Origin of the sequence: Brevundimonas sp. PWP3-1b1, assembly GCF_049896065.1 — a bacterium.
Classification (GTDB): domain Bacteria; phylum Pseudomonadota; class Alphaproteobacteria; order Caulobacterales; family Caulobacteraceae; genus Brevundimonas; species Brevundimonas intermedia_B.
The window spans coordinates 2332200-2347176 of the sequence record NZ_JAFCTO010000001.1 but is presented as its reverse complement, the minus strand read 5'-3'; the positions used below and the strand labels follow the sequence as shown (position 1 = coordinate 2347176).

The window sequence follows — 14977 nt, the reverse complement described above, 5'->3', positions numbered from 1 at the left end:
GGAGACCTCCCCCATGACGACCCTGACCAAACGCAAGCTCGGCTCCAGCGGCCTGGACATCGCTCCCCTGGTGTTCGGCGGCAACGTCTTCGGCTGGACGGCCGACGAGGCGACGTCGTTCGCCCTGTTGGATGGGTTCGTCGAGGCCGGGTTCGACGCCATCGACACCGCCGACGCCTATTCCCGCTGGGTTCCGGGCCATTCGGGCGGCGAGAGCGAGGTCATCATCGGCAAATGGCTGAAGGCGCGCGTGCGACGTGACGACGTCAAGATCCTGACCAAGGTCGGATCGGACATGGGTCAGGGCCACAACGACCTGTCGCCGGCCTGGATCGAGACGGCGGTCGAGGCGTCGCTGCGCCGGCTCCAGACCGACTATATCGACCTGTACCAGACCCACTGGCCCGACCCGAAGACGCCGCAGGAAGAGACGCTGCGCACGCTCGACAAGCTGTTGAAGGCGGGCAAGGTCCGGGCTATCGGCACGTCGAACCATTCGGCCGAACAGGTAGGCGAGGCGCTGGCGATCTCCGACCGCGAAGGCCTGGCCGCCTATGCGACGATCCAGCCGCACTACAACCTCTACAGCCGGGCTGCCTTCGAGGGCGGATTGCAGGACCTGGCGGTCGAGAAGGGGCTGGGCGTCATCACCTACTTCAGCCTGGAGAGCGGCTTCCTGACCGGTAAGTACAAGAGCGTCGACCAGATCGCCGGGACCAAGCGCGAGGGGATGCTGAAGGACAAGTTCGACGAGCGCGGCGTGCGCATCCTGGCCGTGCTGGACGCCGTGGCTCAAAAGAACGAGGCCACCTCCGCCCAGGTCGCCCTGGCCTGGCTGCTGGCCCAGCCGGGGGTGACTGCGCCCATCGTCAGCGCGACGACGACCGAGCAACTGGCCGACACGCTGAAGGCGGCGATCCTGACGCTTTCGGACGAGGATGTGGCGGAGCTGACGGAGGCGTCGGCTTCCTGATCAGGCCCCTGCCCATTCAATCCCGTCATCCTCGGGCTTGTCCCGAGGATCCATACGCCCGGTGTCGAAAGCGTGCGCACCGTCTTCGACGGAGTCTCTGGATCCTAGGCACAAGGCCTAGGATGACGGGGTTCTAAAATAGAAGGCCTACCAGACCCCGATCTTCTCCGCCTCGGCGTGGCTGATGGGGTTGTGGGCCTTGGCGTGGTCTTCTTCGGCGAGGAAGCGGCTGACTTCCAGGGCGGCCATGCAGCCCATGCCGGCGGCGGTGACGGCCTGGCGATAGACGTCGTCGGTCACGTCGCCGGCGGCCCAGACGCCCTCGATCTCGGTCGAGGCCGTGCCGGGCTTGACCCGTAGATAGCCGCCCGAGTTGGTCTCCAGCTGACCCTTGAACAGCTCCGACGACGGGGCGTGGCCGATGGCGATGAAGACGCCGTCAGCGGGGATGTCCTGGGTCGATCCGTCCTGGACGTTCTTCAGCCGGACGCCCGTGACGTTCTTGGCCATGCCGTCGACGACGCCGACGATCTCCTCGATGGCCACGTTCCAGATCACCTCGATCTTGGGGTGGGCGAACAGGCGATCCTGCAGGATCTTCTCGGCGCGGAACTCGTCCTTGCGGTGGATGACGGTGACCTTGGAGGCGAAGTTGGTCAGGAACAGCGCCTCTTCGACGGCGGTGTTGCCGCCGCCGACCACCACGACCTCCTTGCCGCGATAGAAGAAGCCGTCGCAGGTGGCGCAGGCCGAGACGCCGAAGCCCTGATAGGCGGCCTCGCTCTCCAGCCCCAGCCATTTGGCCTGGGCGCCGGTGGAGATGATGATGGTCTCTGCCAGGATCTCGTCCCCGCCGTCCAGCTTCAGCCGGAACGGACGTTGCGACAGGTCGGCGGAAACGACGATGTCATGGATGACCTCGGTCCCGACGTGCAGGGCCTGGGCCTGCATCTGCTCCATCAGCCACGGGCCCTGGATGGTGTCGGCGAAGCCAGGATAGTTCTCGACATCGGTGGTGATGGTCAGCTGGCCGCCGGGCTGGATGCCGGCGATGACGACGGGGTTCAGCGAGGCGCGGGCGGCGTAGATGGCGGCGGTCCAGCCGGCGGGGCCGGAACCGATGATGGCGACGCGGACGGTACGAGCTTGGGTCATGGCCCCTATCTAGGGGCTGATTCCCGTTTGCGCGATGCTAGTCTCGTCTGACGAGAAGGGGAGATGGGGATGACCAACAAGGGTGCAGCCTTTTTGCCGATCGGGATCGGCGTGGGGGTGTCGATCGGGGTGGCGCTGGGCGCCGCGATGGACAACATCGGCCTGGGTCTCGCCCTGGGCACGGCCATCGGATCGGGCCTGGGCGTTGCGCTGATGGGCGCGGTCAACGCCAAGGCCAAGCCCGCCAGGAAAGGCGACGGGTCGGACGGCGGCGGCGCGGTGATCCCGTCCTCGGACACGCATCATCAAGGCGGCCACGACGGAGGCTCGGACGGCGGCGGGGATGGCGGCGGTGGGGGCGATTAAACGCCACTGCAATTTTTTTGAGTGCACTTTAGTGCAGATTTTTGCGAGCGATTCTTAAAGCGCCTCCCTGGCCGTGGATCGACCCTAGGTCACGCCTGCGTCAGGATCGGACGTCGTCAGCGCGCCCGCATCGCTTCCAGAACCGCGCGCGCCGCGCGGTCGGTCTCGGCCAGAGGGGCGTAGGTCCAGCTGTCCAGCGTGCCGTCGAAGGGCTGCGTCGCGCCGCGTGATTGCAGGTCGTCGTGCAGGCGGGCGAACTTGTCGCCGGATTTCAGCGGGATCATCGGCAGGATGTGGACCGGCTTGCCGGTCGAGGAGGCCTCGGCGGCCATGTTGGCGCTGTCCTCGGTGACCAGCACATGGTCGGCGAAATGCAGGAAGCCGAACAGGGGGTTGTCGCCGGTCCCGTCCCAGATCCAGCCGGGCAGGTCCGACAGGCGCGCGGTCATCGCCGCCTTGGCCGCGTCCGGCGTCCGGCGCGAGAAGGTCAGCATCAACGAGCCGCCCGACGCCCGCACGGCGTCCGCGATCTGGTCCGCCAGATCCGCCGCATGGGCCTCGGGCAGGTCGAAGGCCCTGGACTTGCCGCCGATCAGCACGGCGACGCGCGGATGGGGCAGGGAGGCGATCCGGTCGGCGAAGGCGGGCGCGGCCTCGGCGATCCGCTGGGGCGTGATGCGGTGGGGCGAGCCGGTGATCTCGAAGACATTGTCGCCCGACAGTTCGTCATGGGCGGGGGCCACGATCAGGTCGTAGCGATCATTGGCCCAGCGCGGATCCTGAGTCTGGACGACGAAGGTCTTGCCGCCGCTCCAGGCCTTGATGCGGGTCGAGAGGGGAAGAGTGGCTCGGCCGGTGGCGATCCACAGATCGGGCCACGGGGCTGTCAGAGGCGCGGAGGCCAGCATGGCCGGGGTCTTCAACACCGAAGGCAGGCGGTCGAACAGCGGCCGCCAGCGGATGTGTTTGATCGCGATCTCGGCCGGGGTCAGGCGCTGAACGGCCTCGGCGAGGCCCAGCGCCTGGTTCTCGATGCCGGCGCGGCCGTCTGAAACGACCCAGATGGAGAGGGGTGGAGTCATCTGCTCTCCCTCCCCCTGCGGGGGAGGGTGGCCGAGCGTAGCGAGGTCGGGTGGGGAGGGCAGAGCGAAACCCCACGGACCTTACGTGTTTCAGACAGTGCGTCCCCGCCGGGCCGCCCCCACCCCGCCGCTGCGCGACGACCCTCCCCGGAACGGGGAGGGAGAAGGTCGTGCGAGGTTTGGCTTACTTCCACTCGACCTTGAGGATTTCGTAGGCCTTCACGCCGCCGGGGGTGTTGACCTCGACGACGTCGCCGACCTCCTTGGAGATCATGGCGCGGGCGATGGGCGAGGCGATGGAGACCTTGCCCTTCTTCACGTCGGCTTCGTGTTCGCCGACGATCTGATAGCGGGCCTCGTCCTCGGTGTCCTCATCGACCACGGTGACCGTGGCGCCGAACTTGACTTGGCTGCCCGACAGTTTCGACACGTCGATGACCTGGGCGCGGCTGATCTTGTCCTCGATGTCCGCGATCTGGCCTTCGATCCAACCCTGCCGCTCCTTGGCGGCGTGGTATTCGGCGTTTTCAGACAGGTCGCCATGTTCGCGGGCCTCGGAGATGGCCGCGATGACGCTCGGCCTTTCGACCGACTTCAATTGCTTCAGTTGATCGTCGAGGACACGGTAGCCCTCGCCCGTCATCGGCACTTTTTCCATTGGTGTCGTGATTTTTCTGGTTCGCCCGGAGACTGGAAAGACGCGAAGTAAGCATACAAAAGGCCGCGGGGCGGGCGCGGCCGGGCATCAATACTAGGGTTTCCCGCTCAAGATTTCAAGAGCGGGACCCCGAGCCGATGAAAACATCAGGCTCGCGCGGGCGGTTCGGACTTGGGATCGCGGCGCAGGACGCCCTTGATCAGGCTGTAGGCCAGCCAGGCGACGGCGGCGAGGCCGGCCAGCATGAACAGGCCCGATACGAGGGCGGCTCCGGCAGCCATGAAGGCCAGGATGAAGGCGACGGCCGCTGCAAGTCCGGCCACGATCTGAATGGTTTGAAGGCGCATGGCCTATCAACGTGCTGGGCGACGCCGGGTTGCGTCGCCCCGATCACGATCCGATCACGCGTAACTGTAGGGGCCGCCGCGCTCCAGGGCGCGCTGATAGGCGGGGCGGGCGTGGATGCGGGACAGGAAGGCTTTCAGGCGGGGTTTCGTCGCGGCGTCGAATGCGCGGTCGGCACCGGCCTCGACGGGGAAGCTCATCATGATGTCGGCGGCCGTGAACTGATCGCCTGCGAACCATTCGGACCGGCCGAGTTCATCCTCCCAGAAGCCGACGTGGGTCTTGAGCTGGGGATCGACGAAGCTGGTCAGGGCCTTGTTCGCGATGCTCTTGACCAGGGGCTTCAGCAGGGCCGGTGCGCGGCGCGGCAGCATGCCGAACACCAGTTTCAGCAGCAGGGGCGGCATGGCCGAACCCTCGGCATAGTGCAGCCAGTAGGTGAAGCGACGACCGTCCTCGGTCCCCGCCGCCGGCCGCAGCCGACCCTGGCCGTAGGCATCCAGCAGATATTCGACGATGGCCCCGGTCTCGGCGACCTTGACCCCGCCGTCCTCGATCACCGGCGACTTGCCCAGGGGGTGGATAGCCAGCAGTTCGGGCGGGGCCAGACGGTTGCCGGCGTTGCGCTCATAGCGGACGACCTCATAGTCCAGGCCCAGCTCTTCCAGCAGCCACAGGACGCGCTGCGAACGGCTGTCGTTCAGGTGATGGACTTTGATCATGGGTGGGCTCCAGGCGGCGAGGCGAGACTATTCGCATTGCCGCGAGGGAAGTCGAGCGGGGAATCCGGTCCTAGCGCGGCCGACGACCGCTCCACCGCGCACGCGGCTCGGGCGCAGGCTTGGGCGTGACCTGGGGCTTGGCGCCTTCGCGGCGGTTGCGCCAGACCTCATAGGCCAGGGTGGCCAGGGCCAGCTTGCCGGCATGGCGACCGGCGACGCGGCGACCGCCCCTGGACAGCAGCAGGCCGCCGAGCATGGGAACGAGTTTGTGCAGACGGGACATGGTTGATCTCCTTTGGCGACTTAACGCGCCGTCAGGCGTCGCGGTTCGCCCTGCGACGACATGAACTGAAGATGGCCGACAGAAGGTTTGGCGCGCGCGCCGCGAAAAGCGGTGCTAGCTCTGGCCTATGAGCCAATCTCGCATCGCCGCCTTCTTCACCTCGTTGAGCTTTTTCGTCATCGCCGCCCTGGTCGCGGGCGTGGTGGTCGGGGCCCTGGCGCAGGGGACGCAGGCGTCGTGGCTGACCGGATCGCTGGGGGTGGTCGAAAGCCTGGGCCAGGTCTGGCTGAATGCGCTGCGCATGACGGTCATTCCCCTAGTGTTCAGCCTGCTGGTGACCGGCATCGTCTCCATCGCCGACGCCGCCGCGACGGGGCGGATCGCCGTGCGGTCGCTGGTGGTGTTCGGCGTTCTGCTGGTCGGGGCGACCGTCTATGCGATCCTGGCGGGGCTGGGCCTGCTGGCGGTCTGGCCCATCGATCCGGAGGCGGGCCGGGGGCTGCTGGCCGGGGTGACGACCGATTCGCTGGCGACCGTGGGCGAGGCGGCGCGGACGGACGGCCTGCGCGCCTTCCTGGCCAGTTTGGCGCCGGCGAATGTGATCAAGGCGGCGGCGGACGACGGGGTGTTGGCGGTCGTGGTCTTCGCCGTCGCCTTCGGTTTCGCCGCGACCCGGATCAAGACGGAGTTGCGCCGGCCGCTGGCGGGCTTCTTCGAGGCGGTGGCCGAGACGATGGTGGTGATCGTCCACTGGGTGCTGCTGGCCGCGCCGTTCGGCGTGTTCGCCCTGGCGCTGGGCGTGGGCTTACGGGCCGGGCTGGGGGTGGCGGGGACGCTGGCCCACTATGTCGCCATCGTCTGCCTCAGCCAGATCGGCCTGATCCTGATCATCTATGTCGTCGCCGTCGTCTGGGGACGGATCTCGCTGGCCCGGTTCGCCCGCGCCGTCGCCCCGGCCCAGGTCGTCGCCGTCTCGACCCAGTCGTCGCTGGCCAGCCTGCCGGTCATGATCGAGCGGGCGCGCGACTGGCTGGGCGTGCCCCAGACCTCGGCCGGTCTGGTCCTGCCGCTGGCCGTGGCGGTGTTCCGCATCACCAGCCCGGTCGCCAACCTGGCGGTCTGCCTCTATGTGGCGCAGCTGCACGGGGTCGAGCTGAGCCTGGGCGTGCTGATCGCGGGGGGGCTGACGGCCATCGCCGTGTCCATCGCCTCGGTCGGCCTGCCGGGCCAGGTCAGCTTCTTCGCCGCCATCGGCCCCATCTGCCTGGCCATGGGCCTGCCGCTGGGCGTGTTGCCCCTACTGCTGGCGGTCGAGGTCATCCCCGACATCTTCCGCACCGTCGGCAACGTCACCGCCGACCTGGCCGCGACCCGGATCGTGGCGGGGGAGGACGGGGAGGAAGAGGACTATCCCGTTACAGGATGATCCAGGCCGCGCCGGCCGCCAGCAGGATCAAATGCAGGGCGACGACGAGGCCGAACTGCGTCCTGAACGGCTCCTTTCGCGTCTTGTGGCGGAGCAAATGCTGACCCATCCAGGCGCCGAGACCGCCGATCAGGCCGAACAGCAACAGGGTCGCCTCCGGCGTGCGCCACAGGCCGGCCTTGGCCCTTTGCTTGTCCGAGGCGAAGGTCAGGAAGCCCGCGATCTCAGCGATCAGGATCGCAATCAGCGCGAGATCGAGATGGGACATCAGCCGCCTGACCCAAGACGCCTATTTGAAGAAGAACTGCGGCGAGTCGCCCAGCAGCACATAGGTCGGTTGCCAAACGCCGGTCGGTTGGCGGTAGGCGTAGATCCAGAAGGCCACCGGTCCCTTGTCCAGGCGGACGACGTAGACCAGCTTGCAGATGTAGTCGGTCATGCACTCCGACGAGGCCAGTTCCCAGCTGGATACTGCCCCATAGGTCTGCAGGACGAAGTTGGTCTGCGTCGCCAACTGCGCCACCTCGACGGTCTTGCTTTCCAGAAGGGTTCCCTTGAACAGGTCGGCGTAGGCCTTGGTGGCGTCGGCCGCCTTCAGGCTTCTGAAGAACGGCTCGGTCAGACGGGCGACCTCTGCCTCGCCCGCAGCACTGATCGGCGTGGTGGCGTCATTCAGGTCGAGAGCAAGCGACGGCGTCGCCGCCATGAAACTTACGGCGGCTACGATAGCGGCGAGGCCCATAAGGTTCTCCTTGAGGTTGAACCTTAGCTGTATTCCTGGATCGCCTTCACGTCCAGGTCGCCGGCCTTGATGGCGCCGATGGCCTGGGCCGCTGCGAGGGCGCCGGCGGTGGTGGTGTAGTAGGGGATCTTCATCATCAGGGCGGTGCGGCGCAGGGAGAAGCTGTCCTGCAGCGACTGTTTGCCCGAGGTGGTGTTGAAGACCAGGTGGACCTCGCCGTTCTTCATGGCGTCCACGATGTGCGGGCGGCCTTCCAGCACCTTCTTGACCAGGCCGACCTCCAGCCCCTGTTCGACCAGGTAGCTGTGGGTGCCGCCGGTGGCGATCAGGGTGAAGCCCTCGGCCAGAAGCGTCCTGGCTGCATCGACGATGAAGGCCTTGTCCTCGTCCTTGACCGAGATGAAGGCGCAGCCCGAGGTGGGCAGGGTGACGCCGCCGCCGATCTGGGACTTGGCGAAGGCGCGGGCGAAGGCGGGGGCCATGTCGGCCTCGCCCTCACGCTTCCAGTCCAGGCCCATGACCTCGCCGGTCGAGCGCATTTCCGGGCCCAGGATGGTGTCCACCCCGGCGAAGCGGGCGAAGGGGAAGACGGCTTCCTTGACCGCGATATGGTCGTAGGGCTTGTCGGTCAGGCCGAAGGATTTCAGCGGCACGCCGGCCATGACCTTGGCCGCGATCGAGGCGATCGGCTGGCCGATGGTCTTGGCCACGAAGGGCGCGGTGCGGGACGCGCGCGGGTTCACCTCCAGCACGAAGATGCGCGGGTTCTCGCTGTGCGGCTCTTCGATGGCGAACTGCACGTTCATCAGGCCGCGCACCTTCAGGGCCTTGGCCATTTCGGTGGTCTGGCGCTTCAGCTCGGCCACCGTTTCGGCCGACAGGGACCAGGGCGGCATGGAGCAGGCGCTGTCGCCCGAGTGGACGCCGGCTTCCTCGATATGTTCCAGCACGCCGGCGACGAAGACCGTCTCGTCGTCGCACAGGGCGTCCACGTCCACCTCGGTAGCGCGGTTCAGATAGTGGTCGATCAGGACGGGGTCCGAGCCCGAGACGCGCATCGCCTCGTGGACGTAGCGGTCCAGCTGTTCGCGGTCGTGGACGATCATCATGCCGCGTCCGCCCAGGACGTAGGAGGGCCGTAGCACGACGGGATAGCCGACCTCTTCGGCCTTCTGGGCGGCTTCCTCGGCCGAACGGGCCAGGCCGTTGGGCGGCTGGCGCAGGCCGATGCCTTCCAGCATCTGCTGGAACCGCTCGCGGTCCTCGGCCAGGTCGATGGAGTCGACGGACGTGCCCAGCACCGGGATGCCATCTTCCTGAAGGGCGTGGGCCAGCTTCAGCGGGGTCTGGCCGCCGAACTGGACGACGCAGCCGATGAGGTCGCCGTTCGAGCGTTCGACCTCGATCAGCTCTAGCACGTCCTCGGCCGTCAGCGGCTCAAAATACAGGCGGTCGGAGGTGTCGTAGTCGGTCGAGACAGTCTCGGGGTTGCAGTTGACCATGATCGACTCGACGCCGATGTCGGCGAAGGCAAACGCCGCGTGGCAGCAGCAATAGTCGAACTCGATCCCCTGGCCGATCCGGTTCGGACCGCCGCCCAGGATGATGGCCTTCTTCCTGTTCGTCGGCTCGGATTCGCACTCGGGGATCTGGCCCAGGGCGCCGGTCTCATAGGTCGAATACATATAGGCGGTGGCGCTGGCGAACTCGGCCGCGCAGGTGTCGATGCGCTTGAAGACGGGGCGGACGTTCAGGGACCGGCGCAGGGCGCGGACCTGCTTTTCCGTCTGTCCTGTCAGCTGCGCCAGGCGTGCGTCGGAGAAGCCCTTGGCCTTCAGGCGGCGGAATTCGATGGCGGCCTCCGAGAGCCCCTCCACCGCTTCGCGGTCCCCCTCCCCACTGACGTGGAGAGGAGACGAGGCGGCGATGTCTGTCTCCTCCCCGCGCGAAGCGGGGGGAGGTGGCTCGGAGCGAAGCGGAGAGACGGAGGGGCTCTTCTGGCCAGGCAGGCCCTTGACCCGGATGTGGCCTTCCTCGCGCACGATGTCGGCGATCTGGCGCAGGAACCAGGGCTCGTAGGAACAGGCGGCGTTGACCTCTTCCACCGTCAGGCCGTGACGGAAGGCCTGGGCGATGACGCGGATACGGTCGGGCGTCGGGATGCCCAGGGCGCGGATCACGGCGTTGCGCGCGGTGTCGCCGTCGGCCCCCTCCACGCCGTCGATCTCGATCTCATCGAAGCCCGACAGGCCGGTCTCAAGCCCGCGAAGAGCTTTCTGCATCGATTCCTGGAAGGTGCGGCCGATGGCCATGACCTCGCCCACCGACTTCATCGAGGTGCCCAGCAGGGGCTCCGAACCGGGGTATTTCTCGAAGGCGAAGCGGGGAATCTTGGTGACGACATAGTCGATGCTGGGCTCGAATGAGGCCGGCGTGACCTGGGTGATGTCGTTGGTCAGTTCGTCCAGGGTGTAGCCGACGGCCAGACGCGCGGCGACCTTGGCGATGGGGAAGCCGGTGGCCTTGGACGCAAGCGCCGACGAGCGCGACACGCGCGGGTTCATCTCGATCACCACCATGCGGCCGTCAGCCGGATTGATGGCCCACTGGACGTTCGATCCGCCGGTCTCGACGCCGATCTCGCGCAGGACGTTGATCGAGCCGGTCCGCATCCGCTGATATTCCTTGTCGGTCAGCGTGAGCGCAGGGGCGACGGTGATGCTGTCGCCGGTGTGGACGCCCATCGGGTCGATGTTCTCGATCGAGCAGATGATGATGCAGTTGTCCGCCGTGTCGCGGACGACCTCCATCTCGTATTCCTTCCAGCCCAGCACCGATTCCTCGATCAGGACCTCGGTCGTTGGCGACAGGTCGAGACCGCGCAGGACGATCTCCTCGAACTCCTCGCGGTTGAAGGCGATGCCGCCGCCGGTGCCGGCCAGGGTGAAGGACGGACGGACGACGGCGGGCAGGCCGACGAACTCCAGCCCGTCCAGCGCCTCTTCCATCGAATGGGCGGCCTTGGAGCGGGGCGATTCCAGACCCAGCTTGTCCATGGCGTCGCGGAATTTCTGGCGATCCTCGGCCTTGTCGATGACCTCGGCTTTCGCGCCGATCATCTCGACGCCGTACTTCTTCAGCGCGCCCGAGGCGTCCAAGGCCAGGGCGGTGTTCAGCGCGGTCTGGCCGCCCATGGTGGGCAGAAGCGCGTCGGGGCGTTCCTTGGCGATGATCTTCTCGACCATCTCGGGCGTGATCGGCTCGATATAGGTGGCGTCGGCCACCTCGGGGTCCGTCATGATGGTGGCGGGGTTCGAGTTGACCAGAATGACCCGGTACCCCTCCGCCTTCAGCGCCTTGCAGGCCTGGACGCCGGAATAGTCGAACTCGCACGCCTGGCCGATGACGATCGGGCCGGCGCCGATGATGAGGATGGACTTTATGTCTGTGCGCTTGGGCATCGCCAGCTCTTCTTCTTATTGAACGCTAATGGGTCACGATCGCGCAGTCCCAGCCGTCATAGTCCAGCTGAAACGCTGCGGCCCAGGTCTGCATCATGGCGGAGGTCGCGGCGAACGACGCCTCGTCCACCGCCATGGTGGTCTCAAGTGTGGTGGAATCGTCGGCGCCGCCGGTCAGGAAGCCGGCGCGACGCGCGACCTCGTTCAGGTCGCCGTGGTCGCCTTCGCCATAAAAATAGAATCGCGTGTGACGCGGGGTCACGCCGCTGTCGCCCTGTTCGGCCAGCGCCGCGCGCACCATGGCGTCGCGTTCGTCATGACTGATGTCCGAGGCGTCCAAGGGGCTGCGTCGTCCTTCGTTCTCTACGCGCGCGAGAAGTCCCCGCAGAGCCTGGCCCTGCGACGCTCACGTCTGCTTGTCGGTTAAGCGGCCCGTTTAGAGAGGGAGGGGCGAGGGGGCAACCCGAAACATCAAGCGGCGCCATATCGTCCGGGTTTGCGCGTGATGTGGACACAAAGACGCCACGAAGCAGGACGCGCCTCATGTAATCTCCATAATGTATGGTCATTTGTGGCCATTATGTTGCGCGATGGTCACATTCAGGGCTTGGATGGGGCCATGCAAAGGCCTTAGGGTGCTGCATCCAAACTCGCGTTCCAATACGTGAGTATTAATGCGGCGGTCTGCTCAACGGCGCCGCTTAATAACTTCGAGGGGTCTGAATTTGACATACCGTCGTTCTCGTTTGCTGGCTGGCAGCATGTTCTCAGCCGTTGGTCTGATGGTGGCTCTACCGGCCATGGCGCAGCAGACGCCCCCCACCGCCGAAGGCGAGCAGGGCGCAGAGGCGGCCACGGAAGTCGGCGAAATCGTGGTGACGGGTTCGCGCATTCCCCGCAACGAGTTCACCAGCGCATCGCCGGTTCAGGTTCTGACGTCCGAGCGCGCCGAGCAGCGCGGCATCAGCGACACCGCTCAGTTCCTTCAGTCGTCCACCCTGGCGGCGGGCTCGCCCCAGGTGAACTCGGCCATCTCAAGCGCCTTCGTCACCGACGGCGGACCGGGCGCGGCCACGATCTCGCTGCGTGGCCTAGGCGCTAACCGCACCCTGGTTCTGTTGAATGGTCGTCGTGCGGGCCCAGCAGGCACCCGTGGCGGCGTTTCTTCGTTCGATCTGAACGTCATCCCTCAGTCCGCCATCAACCGCATCGACATCCTCAAGGACGGCGCCTCATCGATCTACGGCTCCGACGCCGTCGCCGGCGTGGTCAACCTGATCACCGACCAGAACCGTGATGGCGGCGAGATGTCCGTCTTCGCGACAGCGCCGTTCGAGGGCGGTGGCGAGCAGTTCAATATCTCTGGATCCTTCGGCAAAAAGTTCGATCGTGGCCACGTCAACTTTTCGGCGGACTATTATCGCCAGGAAGCGCTGCGCGCTGGGGACCGTGATTATCTGATCTGCACCAACCAATATGTATTCGAGCCGGGCACGCGCAACCGGGCTGACCGTATCGATCCACGCACCGGCCAGCCGCAATGCACGGACACGCCGTGGGGCCAGGTTTACGTCTATGGCGACGACTTCTCCGGTCGCGCCGGCCGCTTCCAGTTCGACTACGACGGCGACCTTGGTCAGTATATCCCGACGAGACCGACGGATCCCGCCGTTTCGGCTCAGTACGCCAATGCACCGGCCGGATTCTATCTGGTCAACTACGACACGCCATCGCGGGCGGTGACGAACAACCTGCCGGACTTCGCCAGAGAAGCGTCCATCATTCCTGAGGTCGATCGTTACACCGCCTTTATCGAAGGGGCGTATGAACTCGGCAGCGCCGAAATCTATGGGGAGTTCCTTCTGAACCGTCGCGAGAGCCGTACCGACGGGTTCCGCCAGTTCTGGAACTACACTTACACCGCTGATTTCTTCGACTACATTTACGGTCCGGGATCGGGCGGCGACCCCGTAACGGGCTTTACCGGCCCGAATCTTCTCAGCGCTACGCCGATCACCGACCACTTCGACCAATCGCAGCGCGTTGACTATATGCGTGGTGTCGCCGGTATTCGTGGCGACCTCAGCGTTGGGCCGCTCAAGAACTGGAAGTGGGATGTGTTCGTCCAGTACAGCCGCTCGGACGGTGATTACACCTCCGACGTCATCCTTCAGGATGCAGTGGACTCGACCAGCTTCAAGACATCGAGCTGTGTCGGGTCGAATTTGCCGATCAGCGGGCGTCCATGCATCGACGTCGATTTCACCGATCCAGACTTCCTGGCAGGTCGCCTGACGGACGAAGAGCGCGCCTTCCTGTTCGACACTGAGACGGGCAACACCCTTTACGAACAGACTTATGTCGAAGGCTTCATCGGGGGTGACCTGATGGAACTGCCTGCGGGTCCTCTCGGCCTCGCGCTGGGCTTCCATATTCGTCGTGACGAGATCAACGACACGCCGGGCGCAGTCACACTGGCGGACAACAGCTGGGGCCTTTCCGGCTCGGGCATCACCGCAGGCTCGGACGAGACCCGCGAAGTCTATGCCGAATTGGCGGTGCCGCTTCTGAAGAATGTGCCGTTTGCGCGTGAACTCGATCTGTCTCTCTCAAGCCGCTACACCGACACCAAGACGTCGGGCAGCGCCACCACCTACAAGGTCGGGCTGAACTGGGAGCTGATGGACGGCATCAGGTTCCGCGCATCGCACGGCACCTCGTTCCGCGCGCCTGCGCTGTTCGAACTTTATCTGGCCGATCAGACTAGCTTCCTGGCGCAACGCTCCATCGACCCCTGCTTGAACCTGGACAACAGGCTCGCGGACGGTTCCGTCTCGCAGCAGGTCTATAACAATTGCACCAGCGCCGCGGGGCCGGGCGGCGGGGTCGATGGGGCTTACGCAGGCGCGCCGTCTTCGGCGACAATTGTGACCGGCGGCGGTCTGGGCGTTCTGGAGCCTGAAACCTCCAAGGCCACGGTTCTGGGTGTGGTCCTCACGCCGCCCAACAGCGGTCTGAGCCTGGCGGTGGATTACTTCGAAATCGAGATCAAGGACGAGGTTCGTAACCTTGGCGCGGCGGGCATTCTCAATGCCTGCTACACCTCCGACAACTTCCCGACCGATCCGATCTGCAACCAGTTCGATCGCGACGTGAACTCCAGCGGCATCATTCAGGTGCGCGATTCGTATCTGAACGTCGCCGAACAAACCAACCGCGGACTGGACTTCACTGTTCGCTACATCACCGACACGCCGTGGGGCGAACTGACTCTGGACAGCCAGACGACCTGGACCCTGGAAGATCGGACCGCGTTGTTCGAGGATGCACCGGTCAATCCGCTGGGCCGCATCGGCAATCCGGAACTGGTCGGCAACATCAACGCCAGCCTGGCGCATGGTCCGTGGACCGCGTTCTGGGGCTTTGACTGGATCGGAAACCAGGACAGCCGCTTCGACTACATCGACGACAACGGCGACCTGTTCGAAACCATCGACGGTCGTCGGGTCGAGGTGAAGGCCGTGGCTGAGTTCACCAGCTTCCACAGCGTCTCGTTGAGCTACGACAGCGACAACGGCTGGCGGGTCAGCGGCGGGGTGTCGAACGTGTTCGACGAACTGCCGCCGGCGGCGAGTTCGTTCGCCACGACCGTTCAGGGCAACTCGGTCTTCGGATCGCAGTACACCGAAGCCTTCTATGGTCGTCGGGGCTTCCTTCGGGTGAGCAAGACCTTCTAAGGTCGCAATCCGGCAAAGACGTCACGG

At 65.7% G+C, this 14977-nt stretch carries 14 protein-coding genes; 4 read left to right on the top strand and 10 right to left on the bottom strand.

Annotated elements, in window-relative coordinates:
• Window positions 1–13: 13 nt before the first annotated feature.
• Entirely contained in the window at window positions 14–973 is a 960-nt protein-coding gene (locus ACP69V_RS11530; protein ID WP_426023960.1) for an aldo/keto reductase, read from the top strand.
• Between the two features lie 147 nt (window positions 974–1120).
• On the opposite strand, the gene trxB is transcribed toward ACP69V_RS11530, so the two are convergent.
• Window positions 1121–2128, bottom strand: a complete 1008-nt coding sequence (trxB, locus tag ACP69V_RS11525) for a thioredoxin-disulfide reductase (protein ID WP_426023959.1) — start codon at window positions 2126–2128, stop codon at window positions 1121–1123.
• 69 nt (window positions 2129–2197) lie between these two features.
• Between trxB and ACP69V_RS11520 the strand changes: the two genes are divergently transcribed.
• Window positions 2198–2494: a hypothetical protein gene (locus ACP69V_RS11520; protein WP_426023958.1), complete on the top strand. Its 297-nt coding sequence runs from the start codon at window positions 2198–2200 to the stop codon at window positions 2492–2494.
• Window positions 2495–2610: 116 nt separating this feature from the next.
• Here ACP69V_RS11520 and ACP69V_RS11515 read toward each other — a convergent pair whose 3' ends face one another.
• The 5 genes from ACP69V_RS11515 to ACP69V_RS11495 form a co-directional block, all read right to left on the bottom strand.
• Entirely contained in the window at window positions 2611–3576 is a 966-nt protein-coding gene (locus ACP69V_RS11515) for a mitochondrial fission ELM1 family protein (RefSeq protein ID WP_426023957.1), read from the bottom strand.
• Window positions 3577–3760: 184 nt separating this feature from the next.
• Window positions 3761–4234, bottom strand: coding sequence for a transcription elongation factor GreA (gene greA / locus ACP69V_RS11510; RefSeq protein ID WP_346494833.1), 474 nt, complete (start codon window positions 4232–4234; stop codon window positions 3761–3763).
• A 146-nt stretch (window positions 4235–4380) separates the two neighbouring features.
• Window positions 4381–4581: a hypothetical protein gene (locus ACP69V_RS11505; RefSeq protein ID WP_346494834.1), complete on the bottom strand. Its 201-nt coding sequence runs from the start codon at window positions 4579–4581 to the stop codon at window positions 4381–4383.
• Window positions 4582–4635: 54 nt separating this feature from the next.
• The gene (locus ACP69V_RS11500) at window positions 4636–5301 is read right to left on the bottom strand and encodes a glutathione S-transferase family protein (protein WP_426023956.1); all 666 of its coding nucleotides are present in this window, start codon (window positions 5299–5301) and stop codon (window positions 4636–4638) included.
• Window positions 5302–5371: 70 nt separating this feature from the next.
• Window positions 5372–5584 (bottom strand): cysteine protease, encoded by a 213-nt coding sequence (locus tag ACP69V_RS11495; RefSeq protein ID WP_346494836.1) that lies wholly within the window; start codon window positions 5582–5584, stop codon window positions 5372–5374.
• A gap of 127 nt (window positions 5585–5711) precedes the next feature.
• Between ACP69V_RS11495 and ACP69V_RS11490 the strand changes: the two genes are divergently transcribed.
• Window positions 5712–7010, top strand: a complete 1299-nt coding sequence (locus ACP69V_RS11490; protein ID WP_426023955.1) for a dicarboxylate/amino acid:cation symporter — start codon at window positions 5712–5714, stop codon at window positions 7008–7010.
• Here the strand turns inward: ACP69V_RS11490 and ACP69V_RS11485 are convergent.
• Genes ACP69V_RS11485 through ACP69V_RS11470 form a run of 4 tightly spaced genes read right to left on the bottom strand, consistent with a single transcriptional unit; the run spans window position 7000 to window position 11553 of the window.
• Window positions 7000–7278, bottom strand: coding sequence for a DUF1294 domain-containing protein (locus ACP69V_RS11485; protein ID WP_426023954.1), 279 nt, complete (start codon window positions 7276–7278; stop codon window positions 7000–7002). The genes ACP69V_RS11490 and ACP69V_RS11485 overlap by 11 nt on opposite strands.
• A 21-nt stretch (window positions 7279–7299) precedes the next feature.
• Entirely contained in the window at window positions 7300–7752 is a 453-nt protein-coding gene (locus ACP69V_RS11480) for a hypothetical protein (RefSeq protein ID WP_426023953.1), read from the bottom strand.
• A 23-nt stretch (window positions 7753–7775) separates the two neighbouring features.
• Window positions 7776–11213: a carbamoyl-phosphate synthase large subunit gene (gene carB / locus ACP69V_RS11475; RefSeq protein WP_426023952.1), complete on the bottom strand. Its 3438-nt coding sequence runs from the start codon at window positions 11211–11213 to the stop codon at window positions 7776–7778.
• Between the two features lie 25 nt (window positions 11214–11238).
• Window positions 11239–11553 (bottom strand): hypothetical protein, encoded by a 315-nt coding sequence (locus ACP69V_RS11470; RefSeq protein WP_426023951.1) that lies wholly within the window; start codon window positions 11551–11553, stop codon window positions 11239–11241.
• A 421-nt stretch (window positions 11554–11974) separates the two neighbouring features.
• On the opposite strand from ACP69V_RS11470, the gene ACP69V_RS11465 reads away from it, so the two are divergent.
• On the top strand, window positions 11975–14950 hold the full coding sequence (locus ACP69V_RS11465; protein ID WP_426023950.1) for a TonB-dependent receptor domain-containing protein: 2976 nt from the start codon (window positions 11975–11977) through the stop codon (window positions 14948–14950).
• Window positions 14951–14977: the final 27 nt, after the last annotated feature.